Consider the following 12,875-nt stretch of genomic DNA (forward strand, 5'->3'; position numbering starts at 1 on the left):
GAAAAAGTCTAATTAAGTGTGTTATTATAACAATAACCATTTATTTACCTCCTGATTAGTTCTTGGACGAACAGGGATATCTCACATTTAGTGGCATTTAGGGTCTTAACTGTTCAGTGAAACAGTTGAAGCCCTTTTTTTGACTCATTTAATCAGCAGATCGGCATAGAATTAATCCGGAAAAGGTTGACAGCGCTTTCATTGTGCTTTATAGTGTTCTTTGTAAGGTATGAATTAATTACCTTCTAATCAATTCTCTTTCTCTCTTATGCCGCCACTATCTTAGATAGTGGCTTTTTTGTGTCCAACGGTTTTATGCTATAATATAACAGTTAAAAGTGGAGGGAGAGTCCGATTTTGAAGAGTCACGAAACGTTTACACTTATTGAAGAAATTACCCGTCTGGATGGCACCAAGTACATGGAAATCAGTAACATGGTGCAAAATGGCCGGGCTGAATTGGCAGCTGAACGTGGATTTATTAAACAGGTCCGCATTTTACAATTGAATATTCCGCATTCTCCACACGTTGAAGCATATGAGAAATACATTAACGAAAACTATGAGATGCCAACGGAGGCTATGGATCACTTTGAGGAGTGGGCCAAGCCAGAAAAGATTCAGCACGAAGTTGATATGGTCTTAAAAGAAAACCATATTGGTTAAAATTTGAGGAAAAAACAATTGCACGTTGTGAGAATTTATGGTATAAATAACTCATGGCGTATTTATTGCCCCGTAGTTCAGCGGTAGAATAATTGACTGTTAATCAAGAGGTCGCTGGTTCGATCCCAGCCGGGGCAGTTAGTTCAATAAACGAAATGGGTAAGATTGATCTAGCCCGTATATTAAAAAGCTGATTACCAGTATAACTTACTGGTAATCAGCTTTTTTTAATTAATCACTGATTGACGTTGCGGGATCCTGAACGGGTGCAGCTTAATCTTCATTAGGTGTAATGCGGTTCAAAGTGATCTCAGACTTTTCGTGAACGTTTTGTAACTGCAGTTCTTTTAAGTGTTCGAATAAAATGCCTTCACGTAAACCGCTGTTAGAAAAGGTAATGCGGTCAGAATCGAGATAACGCATCAGTAAGGTCAATGGCGTTAATCCCCCGACAATGATGTCGGCCCGCTCTTTACTCAGCCCAGGAATCGCTTTTCGGCCCTCTAAGTCCTGACTAACAATTTTGGCAAAGGTTTCATCAACGGAGTGCCGGCTCAAACGATAGCCGTGAATGTCCTCAAAATCGAGGATATTGTCCGAACGCCGGTTGATCTTGGCCATTGTCCGGTTGCTGCCGCCAAGACCAATAACGGGCAAATTTAGCCCGTTACGCAGCCACCAGATGCTGTTGTAGACATCGTTAACAAACGTCATGACTTTAAATAGGCTAGCAGCGGGAATTTGATCGGTCGGCAGGTATTCCTGAGTTAAATTAACACTGCCTAGGGGAATACTGATGAGGTGGCTGATGGCGCTGTTTTGAACCAGCACAATTTCCGAACTGCCACCGCCAGTATCCAAAATAACCGTGTTCGTTGCAGGAAGGGTTTCACTGACCCCTAGATAGTCATAGTAGGCTTCCATAGTGCCTGGTAGAACGTCTAATTTGATGTCCAATTCCGTTTCGACTCGTTTAAGAAATTTTTTTTGATTGACGGCTTGGCGAGTTGCCGCTGTAGCAACCGCTTTAAGCCGGACATTGTTCATTTTGGAATAAACATCCTTAAACTCGTGCAGGGCAGCCATGGTTCTTTCGATGGCTTCCGGCTGCAGGAGTTTTTCTTCACCCATATTTTCAGATAAGCGAACGTATTCCTTCATTTGTTTGACGGTGGCGTAACTGCCATCATCATCAATCTCAGTAATCGTCATGCGCGCCGAGTTGGAACCAAGGTCAATCACCGCAAAATTTTCCATTAGTCTGATTCACTCCCATCATCGTAGTTCAAAGGATTCGGTTGGTTTTCAGGACTTAGCATCGGTTGAAATTCGGTTGGAGTAGCTGGCTTAGCATCCGCTTGCGCACGCTTGGCACGCTGGGTAGCATCCGCGGCAAAAGCCGTCTGGGATTCCAGTGGCACCAGCCCGCGCCGATCGATATGCTTGTAGGAGCCATCCGCCTGCAGGACCCGCGTTTTAACGTTATCTTGCCACATCGTGTCATAGATTTGAAATACGCGATCCGCTAGGTCTGGCTGCAAAATTGGGAACAGTAATTCCACGCGCCGGTTGAGGTTACGCGTCATTAAATCAGCACTTGAGAGGTAGACGCTTCTTTGACCGTCAATATCAAAGCTATAGATGCGGCTGTGTTCCAAGAAGCGGCCCACGATGGAGTGCACGGTAATATTATCGCTCACATCCGGAATGCCGGTCTTAAGGCAGCAGATGCCGCGTACGATCAGATGAATCTGAACGCCGCAGTGTGACGCTTTGTATAGCGCTTCAATCATTTTTTGGTCTGACAGAGAGTTCATTTTCATCCGGACGGTGACCGGGGTGCCCTTTTTGGCTTCAGCACCGGCTTGAGCTAACTTATCGGAAATGAAGTCACGGATACCGTTAGGGCTGATGTGTAAGAGGTGGAAGTAGGGTGGCTTGGAGTAGCCGGAGAGCATGTTAAAGATGTTAGTAGCGTCGATGCCCATGTCATTGTTCACCGTGAAGAGACCCATGTCGGTGTAGAAGTGGGCGGTAACATCGTTATAGTTACCGGTTCCCATATGCATATAGCGCCGAATACCGCCCTGTTCGCGACGGACAACGAGGGACAGCTTACAGTGGGTCTTAAGCCCAATCAGACCGTAAATGACGTGACAGCCCATTTTTTCCAGCTGTTTCGCCCAATGCACGTTGTTTTGTTCATCAAAGCGGGCTTTGACTTCCACTAAGACGGTGACTTGTTTACCATTTTGGGCAGCGCGGCCAAGGTAGCGAATGATCGGTGAATCACCGGATACCCGGTAAAGCGTCATTTTAATGGCTAAAGTATCGGGGTCACTGGCAGCTTGCCGAATAAATTCGACCACTGAATCGAATTTATCGTAAGGGTGCTGCATCAGCCAATCATGGCTGCGGATTGCCGCAAAAATGTCATGATTTGAATCGAGTTCTTTTGGCTGATAGGCGGTAAACTTACCATACTTTAAATCATCATGATTGATGATCTGGCTGGTCAGCTTACCTAAGAAAGTGAGATCAACTGGACCGTTGGTTTCATAAACGGCGAAGTCAGGGGTCCCCAGTTCTTTGTTTAAGCGTTTTAACAGTTTCTTACTGATGGTGTTTTCAACTTCTAGACGGATCACTTTACCGTGTTCACGCAGCTTTAACTGCTGTTGGACTTCCTTTAACAGGTCTGACGTATCTTCTTCAGCAACATCGAGATCCATGTCCCGGATGACCCGAAAGACGACGCTTTCCTTGACGTTATAGTTCACGAATAATTGACCAACGAAGGTTTTAATGATTTCTTCAATCAGGATGAAGGTATTTTCTTCGCCTGGCAGCCGAACCACCCGGGGAAAGACGTCGGGAATCTGTAAGGTAGCATACAGATGGTCACCGCCATCGCTTGGTGTCAGCTGAATTGCCAGGTTAAGCGTATCGTTAGCGATAAAGGGAAACGGTCTGGAACTATCGTCTGCCATCGGGGTCAATACCGGATAAAGTTCATCGTGGAAGTAGCTTTTAATAAACTGAAATTGTTCGGCCGTTAAATTGGTGGCCCGTTTGATGTGTACACCGATCTGTTGAACGGCCGGGACCAACGACCGGTTTAACGTCGTGTACTGTTTAATTAGCATTTCATGAGCCCGAACGTTGACGGCCCGTAACTGTTCTTCGGCGGTCAGGCCAGAAGCATCAGGCTGGGGATAATTGACCGCGGCCAGCTTTGCCAATGAAGCCACTCTGACCATGAAGAATTCGTCGAGATTACTTTGGGTAATGCCTAAGAACTTTAAGCGTTCAAGGAGCGGATTGCCCTTATCCCGTGACTCCTCTAGTACGCGATCATTAAAATCGATCCAACTGAGTTCCCGGTTGGTAAAATACTTTGGATTACTGTAGTTTTTCTTATCACTCATTTTGCAGTCACACTCCTTTGTTTTAATCGTGGTTTCAAACCAAACGTTTCTTCAAAAAACTGGCTCTTGTAGGCAAACTCCCAGTTTTCAAACGATAAATTCTCATTGCTGTAAACGGTAATAATTAATTCCGGACTTTTAATGGAAACGGAAATTTGACCGATCTTTTGCTGACGGTCATCGTCTAATGCATCCGCTAGACGCAGGATAGCAGCCAGCTTAGCAACCAAGAGTCGTTCACTGGTATCTAGTTGCTGAAAATGACTTAAGTCCTCACTGGGGGTCGTGGCACTATGGTAGCGCGCAATTGCCGCGATGATCTGCCGTTCGTGAACCGATAAACCAATGATACTGGTATGACGGATAATGTAGTCGGAATGCAGGTAATGTTCGTGGGCATCGATGTAGGCGCCGACATCGTGGAGAATCGTAGCGACTTGCAGTAACAAGCGATCCCGCGAAGTCAGTTGATGAACCGGCTTTAACTGGTCAAACAGGTGCAGAGCAAATTTCGTCACTAACTGACAGTGAACGGGCTCTACCCGGTAATGGTCAGCCATGTTGGTGGCAGCCGTGATCGTTTGCGCAGAGAAATCAGACTTGCTGTAGCCTTCACGCACCGCTTGGTTGATTGCTAGCCCATCTAGTACGGTATTATGAGAAAAATGCAGGGTGGTAGCCTGGGTCAGGTGAATTAATTTACGAATTAATAGGATCTCTGGCAGTAGTAATGGAATATCGGCTTCTGTCACACCGTACTGTTCGGTCAAAAACTGATCTGAAGCATCGATGACTTGATCAAAAATGGTCTCAAACTGTTCTGCTGTTAGTGTGTGGTGGTGAGCTTCTTTAAACGTCATCTGACTTAAAGGCATCGAACTCAGTAAGATGAGATCACTTGGGCCGTCAATGGCTTCTTTGGGGAGTAGCCGCTTATAATCAGAAAGCTTGCTATCAATATAATCGCTAAGAACTTCAACCGAATTCGGTGCACTTTGACGCAAACTTTGCAGATCTTCAGCGATTCGGACTGGTCCCAGAGAATAATAGGTGGAATACAGAAATGATTGCTGATTGAATTCGGTAATCGTGGTATTACCAGAATTGATACCAACGAGATACTTTAAACCTTGCTTGGGTTGCAGCTTCTTTTGATGCTGATCAACTAGTACCGCCTGATTGCGATAATAAGTTTCTTCGCTGATCGACAGCCAGTTTAACTTAATGCCGGTTTTTAAAAAGATCTGATCAGCGATAAAATCGGCATTAATGGCTTTGGAAAGGGCTTCGCTTCCCCAAAGCTGGAAATCGGTCACCTGATAATCGTTCAGGAGCTGCGAAAAGCCACGCAGCGCCGTCGTCATTTGATCGACCAATTCAAAACGAATGGGCTGATGCCGATACAAATCATCTCCAACCGGCAACTCTTTGTGGACTCGTTCGATTGTTTTGAGTGTTTTGAGATCAACGATGAGAAGCTCTAAGCCCTGTACCGAGATGATCATTGTGCCAAAGTAGTGGGTTGTATTTGCCAAGAAAAATCGCCTCCAAAATAAAATTTAATAAAAAACTTGATTATCCATGATTAACCGGCTGATGTGTTTCTCCGTTCGCTGGTTTTTCGGTGGCAGCGTCATATAGTCGCCGTACATCCGCGTTAAGATATCGTCGTAAGCGGTTGGGACATTGACCTGTAGATATTCAAATGGCACCTGGGTCAAATTACTGATCTCAGTACCAGAGAGGATCTCCCGGTCATAGCTGTACTGAGACGCTAAGTTTTTATAGTACTTAGAATTGGTCTGTTCGTATTGGCGCATGATGTTTTCGCGCTGCCGTTTTAGCTCGCTTAGACTTTCAAGCTTATCGGGCCCTGGGTCTGGCTTAAGCCGTCGTAACGGTGTATCGATCAACCCGTAACCAGCCTTTAAAATAATTCGGCTCTCAAGCAGTTTGAAGCGGGTGATCTGACTGCGCCTTTGCGACGGGTCATCAGGAATCCGGTCGAAAGGAAAAATATCAATAAAAACGCCTTTACGTGCGTTATTGGCATTCCCTTTTTCGTCAATGTATGTGTAACGGTCCAGCAATTTCATATAACTAAAGCCATAGTTTTCATCCGAATAGGCCGTTTGCAAAAAGTAGTGATCACCTTGTAATTTTGCCGGTGCATACTTAGCGAACTGCTCATAATCGTGTCGGGTCATTCCAACGTCCATGTCGTCATCCCAGGGAATAAAGCCCTGATGGCGGATGGCCCCTAATAGGGATCCGCCAATCAAGAAGTAATCTAGGGATAACGCCTTACATAGCGAAATGATTTTGGCTAAATTGCCCAATTCAACTTGGTGGATTTTTTCAACTAAATTGATGTGTTTCGCCCCCTTGTTTTGAGTTCACGTTAATTTTACACTCTTTTGGAATCTGATTAAACTTAGATGGCTATTAAATTTAGGTATAACTAATGAATTTTTTAATACTATATTGAGCATGAATGTTAGATTAAAGTATTGATGGACCTTGAGTTGTTGCTTACCTGTGGTAATTTATTGGGGTTAATGATAAGCTAATGATAAGAAGCTTATTATGATTAGGGTGAGAAAAATGGAACGAGCACAGCTATTAGATGAATATATTGATGTGTACATGAAGTCGCTTAAATATCTGGATTCTTTTGTGTCTGAACCAGCAATGAAGTATAAATTGTCGTTCGAACAGTATTTGATCATGCATGATATTGCACAGCAGTCGAATGTGACTTTAGCGCGGATTGCTGATAAAAGAGGGGTTACCCGCAGTGCCATTTCACGGCAGATCAAAGTTTTGTTGAAGCTAGACTATATTTATCAGCAACGGGATGAAACGGATCACCGGCGGCAGTTTTTGCGTTTAACACCACGTGGTCAGCAGATTGAAGCGATATTAGCTAAAGTGGCTGTGAAACGGTTTGGTGGCTGGCTAGATATTTTTGGTGAAGACCGGGCTATGGATCTACTAGAGTTTATTCGTGAGTTCAGTAATGCTGCTAACTTGGAGAATAAATCTCAAACGCTATAAGAAAAAAGCCCATGTAAAAGCACCATTTGGACGTCCGGTTAACGGCGGTTCAAATGGTGCTTATTTGGTTACTGGTCAAAACCAGCGACTACTTCAACGGTATAGTTATCACTATTACTTAAGAGTTTAGAAACTGGGCAGCGACGTTCAGCTTGCTGAACCAAGTCGACTGCCAGAGTATGGGAGATATGCGGAATATGGATGCGGGCAGTTACCAAAAATTCTAAGCCAGCAGTTCCCTTGACCATGCTGACGTGAACGTGGACTTCTGCTAAGTGGGGAAGCCCGTTTTCTTTTTCAATGGCTTCGAGTGTGGCTGACAGGCAAGTGCTCAGCGATAAACCGAGTAATTGTTCTGGATTGGTACCAGGAGCGTCTTTTAGCGGATGACTAACAGCGACAGCTAAGCCATTAGGAATGTAGGCCACCCCGTTGACACCATCGTTATTGATGGCTTCGGTTTCATATTGATGAAGATAATGTTTGGCTTCTGCCATTTGAACGCCCCCTTGTTCATTATTCTATAGGATTGGTGACAAAAGTGCAACGTTGTTTACCTAACTATACCAATTATGATATTTTTAATTAAAAGCTTCTGAGCGACGTTTTAAAGAATCATTGATTGACTAGTCATGTACTCAATAACGTGCCAGCAAAACTTTTTTAAAATTAATTCTAACTTAATAAAATCATGATGTTATAACTAGACCAATCAGTGACGGTGAGCTATAATAATTGTGATGTTGGAGAGGTTTTGTAAGTCCTGAAGCTTTGGAGGTATCACGATGAATGTGATAAATTTTTCAGGCCACCCCGTGGTGCAAAGAGCCTTGGTAAAGCAATTCGATCAACAGGCTAAGCTAGTTGATGCTGAGACGATGACACGCTTTCGGTCGTTGGTACGAGCCGATACTGAACTGTTTGGGGAACAGAGCAGTACGCGGGAACAAACGGATATTTAATGATGTTGATTGGGACAGTTAAAATAAGCGAGATGGCGACTTGTCATCTCGCTTATTATTGTTTAAAAGTAGCTAACTGGGCGTTTTTACGTCTTGTATCGGTTGCCATCATGTCGTTAATCGTGGTTTAATGACAATAAGCTGAGAGAGGGGCGATTTGTTTGTACAAAGTTATGGTAGTCTTGCACGATGGTGATGACTACATCCGCATGAATAAGGTCTACTTTGAGACGATGCCGGTTGCTGGTCAATACATCATTCATTCAGATGGTCTGGCCTACGTGGTTGAAGAGGTCACGACTTTTGCTGGTTACGTGAGCAGCAAGGGTGCGACAACGATTCTGGTTGTCCACCAGGCACCTAGAGAGGCCGCGGTCAATAAGCTGTACGGCATTGATATTGAACGTGATCTTGATGATCCTGAATAAAGTCATACTTCAATTTGTAAGATCGCATTTAAACTAAAATAGCCAGATAACTCACGCTTTGATGTGCGGGGTTATCTGGCTATATGTGGCTACAGGTTAAATTAACCTGTTGGTTTGCAGTGCAACAGCATAGTGGTGCGCTTGCAGATAGCTGCGTTCGGCAAGATCAAATGGCTGCAGATCTTTTTGGGCAATTGGCCGCAGATGGTCAAAGTCAAAGTGCGGTGTTTTAAAGTCATTGATTGATGCGATTTTCACGTCAAACACTTCCTTGTTTTAAGTTGCCATCATTATACCAGAAAGGCAGTTAAAAGCTATAAAAAAGGATTCATTATTTTGATATTAATACGTTTAATATACATATTGATTTACCTATATTGTTAAAATTAAGCTATATACTGTTAATATGGACTCTTGAATATACATTAATTTGAATATTGCTTGGGAGCGCCGACCGGGATTTGCTGGGCTGATGGAACTGGTTCATGCCAAATAAAAATAGCAGGATGGTGAGCAGCAGAACAAAGAGTTCAACTAAAATCTGTTTCATAGGAAGGTTCCTTTCAAATGCGTCTTATTTGAGCAACAAGCAATCAATGAACCTGGGAAGTTGCCATTTATTAAACAGCTCAATCATACCACGACCTGATATGGTTTCTGAGCTGTAAAAATAAAACAGCCTGTCCGCTAAAATAACTAGTGGACAGGCTGTTAGTTGACTAATAAATTTAAATCAGGTTTCGAGCATAAACATATTGCATCAATGACCGCGTTTCAGTAAATTCGTCTTCATCGTGTAAGACAACCGTGATCAGACGATCATGACCGGACTTTTGACCAGTCCCAACAAAGCAGTAGCCGGCCAGGTTAGTAAACCCGGTTTTGAGGCCATCCACTTTTAAGGATGAATCGTAGTACCGACGTCCCGGTAACAAGTTGTTATAGTTGTAAAGCAGCTGACCGTCAACGCGCATGCTGCCACGGCTGCTGTCAGATAAAACGGCTGGGTAGTCAGTGATCAGGTGCTTGGCGATCAGGGCCACGTCTTTGGCTGAAACCATGTTCGCATCGCGTCCGCTGACTGAGTAGCCGTAACCGCGCAGAGCAGATTGTTCCATACCGTTAGCGGAAACAAAGGAAGCGTGGCCTAAGTTCCATTTCTTAGCTTGGGCGTTCATCATACCGATAAAATGGTGGTTAGCTGATGGTGTTGAACCACCGGCGACCCACTGGCCAAGCGCAATGGCAGCGTTATTTGAAGATTCGATCAAAGCGGCTTGGTAGAGCTGCTTAACAGTGTAAGTGTTGTGGTTAAACTTGAAACCGCCATAGGTGCTGGAAGCACCCATGCGTTTCAGACCAGAATAGGAAGTGGTGACCTTAGAATCCCAAGTCGAACCGGTATTAGCGACCTTTTGTTCAACTAAGTAAAGCGTCATTAACTTCGAAATACTGGCAATTGGCCGTGGTGTATTGGCGTTTTTAGAATATAAAACTTTATCAGTCTTAGCGTTCATTGCAACGGCTGATTTAGCGTACTTAAGGTAAACCGGGGCTTGGCCCTTACTTAAATAACTGTGCCAAACATAACCGGAAATGTTACCGGCACCATTCTTAACCGCATAGTAAACGGCTTTAGTAGCACCATGCTTTAAGGTGACTTTTTTAGTGGCGTACCAAGTGGTGTTAGGATGGCTGCTCAAATTAGAGATTTTTCTGGTGTGGCTAATGTTATAAACAGCCCCCTTACTCGATGAGCGGTGGTAGGCAGTTTTAGCCATGTTGGAACTGCTAACGACACTGTAACTGGCGGCAGAGGCTGCAGCCGGTTTGAGTGCCATTAGGCTAAATAGGCTTAATAGCGCGGCAATCGTTATTAAGACGATCCGCGTAAAACGATGATCTGTTGTTGATGTCATAATCTTCCTCCCTTTTCTTTACTTTCAACTTAGCATGATAGGGGGGTATCTGACAACGGGGTAACCTGAATTGTAATTAAACTGTGTAGTTGTGGTCACTTGATTGTAACGGTCGTGAAATTAAACGGCGATTAATTTTTCCTACCTAAATAAGTGTGTTGACAAATGCAGTGAAACTCATTAGTCTGAAACATAGGCGCTAAGAAGCCCGTCAGTGTTTGACGGGCCTTGATTAGTTTATATACAAGATTCTTATTTTCAGGTAAGAAGGGATAACATGTCAAAGCTTCCAACGTATAATTCACAGCAGTGGGAAGAAGCCCGCGATGCTGTGATGCAAGAGTATCAAGACTTTGTTTCGGAGTTGCGAACTCAAGGGGTGGACTACACCATCAAAAACGCTCGTAAGTTGCTCATTTTTCAAGATTTAATTGCTGAATGGCAACACCATATGCCAACCGTTATTTCGGATCTGGAAGAGAATACTTTTGCTCTGTCGGTATTTGATGAGATTAAGAAACATAAAAAGTGTACTTTATTAGAACGTGCCTACAACGACATGTCATCGTGGTCGAACTTTAATCCGCTGCCGCTGACACTGTGGCTCGAATTATCAGAAGATGAGACCATTACGGAGTTTTAATCGTTTAAGCTGCAGTCGTTTAGCTTTCTAAGTTGAAGTTAGTATGCTAAACTAGATACTGTAGTTTTATGGGGATGTTAAGGATTCGACAGGTATAGGTTGAGTCTGGACTGCGTTTCGTAGCGAGGTTCTACGTTAAAACCCTCACCTAATTTTTAACTGCAAATAACAGTTCAAAATCTCTTGCATTAGCTGCCTAATAAGCGCTAAGTAAGGATCCGCCTGATCTCGCCCATGGGTCTGATACGGGTCTCAAATTAAGTGGGCTTACGCTTGCGGCTCCCATCTGAAGTCGTCAGAAGAGATCAATCAGGTTAGCTGTTCATGTTTGGCCCTGACAGGCGGCGAATTGATCAGCGAACTTTAAATAGTCTGAATATAAACGTAGAGGTCTGGGTGGCGATATGCTTGGACGCGGGTTCGACTCCCGCCATCTCCATTGTAGAAATTCAGCAAGTGCTATAAAGCCTTGCAAAGCCTGATAGAGCAGCATTTCTGTCAGGCTTTTGTTTTACCCTAAAACGCTCAATGGCATTCAAATGGCATTCAATATGGCATTCACTTTTGAGAAACTCACTGTTTAGCATTGATATATTGTGAGAACTTAGAAGCCGTTTCCTTACGAGCGTACTTAGAAACGTGCGTGTAAATATCCATCGTAGTTTTAACATCTGAATGACCTAAACGATCCTGCACTTCCTTGATCGTGGCACCAGCTTCAAAGAGCAGTGAAGCGTGCGTATGACGTAAGCCGTGAACGGTGATGTACTTGAGATGATACTTGTTGATAACGTGCATCAGCCAGATGCGTATCTTAGACGGTTGCAGGAAAGTATTCTTGCTGTTCGAGAAGATAAGCTGTTCAGCATTGCTCTTGGCGTTGTAGCCCAGCATTAACAAATACTCCCGTTGATACAGTTGCCACTTACGCAGTATTTTGCACGTTTCAGCGTCAATGTCTAGCAGACGAACACTGTTTACTGTCTTAGGGAAGTGAACGTACAGACGGGAGTTTTTGCCCCGTGTCAGTGCCTTGTTAATGTTTAACGTGTGCTTAGTAAAATCAATATCCTGCCACGTTAGGGCTAATGCTTCACCCTTGCGGATGCCAGTAAAGGCGAGTAATCTAAAGAGCGTATTAGCTTGGTGATTGCCGTGCTGTTCATCTTCATTGGCTAGGCAGGCTAGAAAGCGATTCAATTCATTCTTATCATAGAAATTGACCCAATTATCCTTGTTGACTGTTTGCTTGATGGCAGGACGGACAACAAGTTTAGTTGGGTCTTTTTCGATTACATCCAGTTTGATAGCATACTGGAACACCGCACCGGCATAGTTCAGGATCGTTTTATACTTGGTCATATCCTTAGCCCAGCCATTAACGACTGACTGCGTGTAAGGAATAGTGATCTTATCTATGCGGCGTTTGCCGAAAGCAGGCAGAATATGGTTCTTAAAGTAGCCGGTAGTCTTAACCAGTGTACTTTCACGGACGGTATTCACGTATTCAGTCAGCCATCCGTCATAAGCCTGCTGATAGGTCATGTGTTGCGGATGCTGCAAACCTTTTTGATCGAAGCTCACTTGTAGCCGGTTCATGGCTAGTTGGGCTTCTTTTTTATACTTAAAGCCACGGCGAGTAGTCTTAACGCTTTTACCGGTAGCTGGATCAATGCCTAAATAGGCTTGAAATGACCAGCGCTCATTGCCGTGCCGATCTTCATACTTCTTAAATGTAGCCATGTGATTCATTCCCTTTCGTACCAGTGGGC

Annotated in this window: 13 protein-coding genes, 1 tRNA gene and 1 other RNA gene; 7 read left to right on the forward strand and 8 right to left on the reverse strand. The window is 44.0% G+C overall.

Features of this window, described 5'->3' with window-relative positions:
* The first annotated feature begins 357 nt into the window (after nt 1-357).
* Together CES79_RS05030 and CES79_RS05035 are read left to right on the forward strand one after the other, a co-directional pair.
* The gene (locus CES79_RS05030; protein ID WP_054654117.1) at nt 358-666 is read left to right on the forward strand and encodes a hypothetical protein; all 309 of its coding nucleotides are present in this window, start codon (nt 358-360) and stop codon (nt 664-666) included.
* Nucleotides 667-732: 66 nt separating this feature from the next.
* Nucleotides 733-804: transfer RNA gene (locus CES79_RS05035), tRNA-Asn, on the forward strand.
* A 135-nt stretch (nt 805-939) separates the two neighbouring features.
* Here the strand turns inward: CES79_RS05035 and CES79_RS05040 are convergent.
* Genes CES79_RS05040 through CES79_RS05055 form a run of 4 tightly spaced genes read right to left on the reverse strand, consistent with a single transcriptional unit; the run spans nt 940 to nt 6,466 of the window.
* The gene (locus tag CES79_RS05040; protein WP_054654116.1) at nt 940-1,923 is read right to left on the reverse strand and encodes a Ppx/GppA family phosphatase; all 984 of its coding nucleotides are present in this window, start codon (nt 1,921-1,923) and stop codon (nt 940-942) included.
* Complete coding sequence (locus CES79_RS05045; RefSeq protein WP_089136506.1) at nt 1,923-4,094, reverse strand: RNA degradosome polyphosphate kinase; 2,172 nt, start codon at nt 4,092-4,094, stop codon at nt 1,923-1,925. Before CES79_RS05045 ends, CES79_RS05040 begins: the two co-directional genes overlap by 1 nt.
* Nucleotides 4,091-5,629 (reverse strand): Ppx/GppA phosphatase family protein, encoded by a 1,539-nt coding sequence (locus CES79_RS05050; protein ID WP_439958909.1) that lies wholly within the window; start codon nt 5,627-5,629, stop codon nt 4,091-4,093. Before CES79_RS05050 ends, CES79_RS05045 begins: the two co-directional genes overlap by 4 nt.
* 24 nt (nt 5,630-5,653) lie before the next feature.
* Nucleotides 5,654-6,466 carry a LicD family protein gene (locus CES79_RS05055; RefSeq protein WP_089136507.1) on the reverse strand — a complete coding sequence of 271 codons (813 nt, stop codon included), beginning with the start codon at nt 6,464-6,466 and terminating at the stop codon, nt 5,654-5,656.
* A gap of 232 nt (nt 6,467-6,698) precedes the next feature.
* On the opposite strand from CES79_RS05055, the gene CES79_RS05060 reads away from it, so the two are divergent.
* Nucleotides 6,699-7,151, forward strand: coding sequence for a MarR family winged helix-turn-helix transcriptional regulator (locus CES79_RS05060; RefSeq protein WP_089136508.1), 453 nt, complete (start codon nt 6,699-6,701; stop codon nt 7,149-7,151).
* A 68-nt stretch (nt 7,152-7,219) separates the two neighbouring features.
* On the opposite strand, the gene CES79_RS05065 is transcribed toward CES79_RS05060, so the two are convergent.
* On the reverse strand, nt 7,220-7,648 hold the full coding sequence (locus CES79_RS05065) for an OsmC family protein (protein ID WP_054654114.1): 429 nt from the start codon (nt 7,646-7,648) through the stop codon (nt 7,220-7,222).
* Between the two features lie 288 nt (nt 7,649-7,936).
* Here CES79_RS05065 and CES79_RS12820 point away from each other — a divergent pair, with 288 nt between their 5' ends.
* Both CES79_RS12820 and CES79_RS05070 read left to right on the forward strand, forming a co-directional pair.
* Entirely contained in the window at nt 7,937-8,113 is a 177-nt protein-coding gene (locus CES79_RS12820) for a hypothetical protein (protein ID WP_159459460.1), read from the forward strand.
* 161 nt (nt 8,114-8,274) lie between these two features.
* A complete protein-coding gene (locus CES79_RS05070; RefSeq protein WP_054654113.1) occupies nt 8,275-8,541 on the forward strand; it encodes a hypothetical protein in 267 nt (88 codons plus the stop codon).
* A 96-nt stretch (nt 8,542-8,637) separates the two neighbouring features.
* Here CES79_RS05070 and CES79_RS12825 read toward each other — a convergent pair whose 3' ends face one another.
* Nucleotides 8,638-8,799 carry a hypothetical protein gene (locus tag CES79_RS12825; RefSeq protein WP_159459461.1) on the reverse strand — a complete coding sequence of 54 codons (162 nt, stop codon included), beginning with the start codon at nt 8,797-8,799 and terminating at the stop codon, nt 8,638-8,640.
* A gap of 470 nt (nt 8,800-9,269) precedes the next feature.
* Nucleotides 9,270-10,460, reverse strand: coding sequence for a serine hydrolase (locus tag CES79_RS05075; protein ID WP_089136509.1), 1,191 nt, complete (start codon nt 10,458-10,460; stop codon nt 9,270-9,272).
* 277 nt (nt 10,461-10,737) lie between these two features.
* Between CES79_RS05075 and CES79_RS05080 the strand changes: the two genes are divergently transcribed.
* Both CES79_RS05080 and ssrA read left to right on the forward strand, forming a co-directional pair.
* Complete coding sequence (locus CES79_RS05080) at nt 10,738-11,103, forward strand: hypothetical protein (RefSeq protein ID WP_054654112.1); 366 nt, start codon at nt 10,738-10,740, stop codon at nt 11,101-11,103.
* 70 nt (nt 11,104-11,173) lie between these two features.
* Nucleotides 11,174-11,545: a transfer-messenger RNA gene (ssrA, locus tag CES79_RS05085) on the forward strand.
* 131 nt (nt 11,546-11,676) lie between these two features.
* On the opposite strand, the gene CES79_RS05090 is transcribed toward ssrA, so the two are convergent.
* A complete protein-coding gene (locus tag CES79_RS05090; protein ID WP_089136510.1) occupies nt 11,677-12,846 on the reverse strand; it encodes a site-specific integrase in 1,170 nt (389 codons plus the stop codon).
* Nucleotides 12,847-12,875: the final 29 nt, after the last annotated feature.

Source organism: Secundilactobacillus silagei JCM 19001 (genome assembly GCF_002217945.1).
Taxonomy (GTDB): domain Bacteria; phylum Bacillota; class Bacilli; order Lactobacillales; family Lactobacillaceae; genus Secundilactobacillus; species Secundilactobacillus silagei.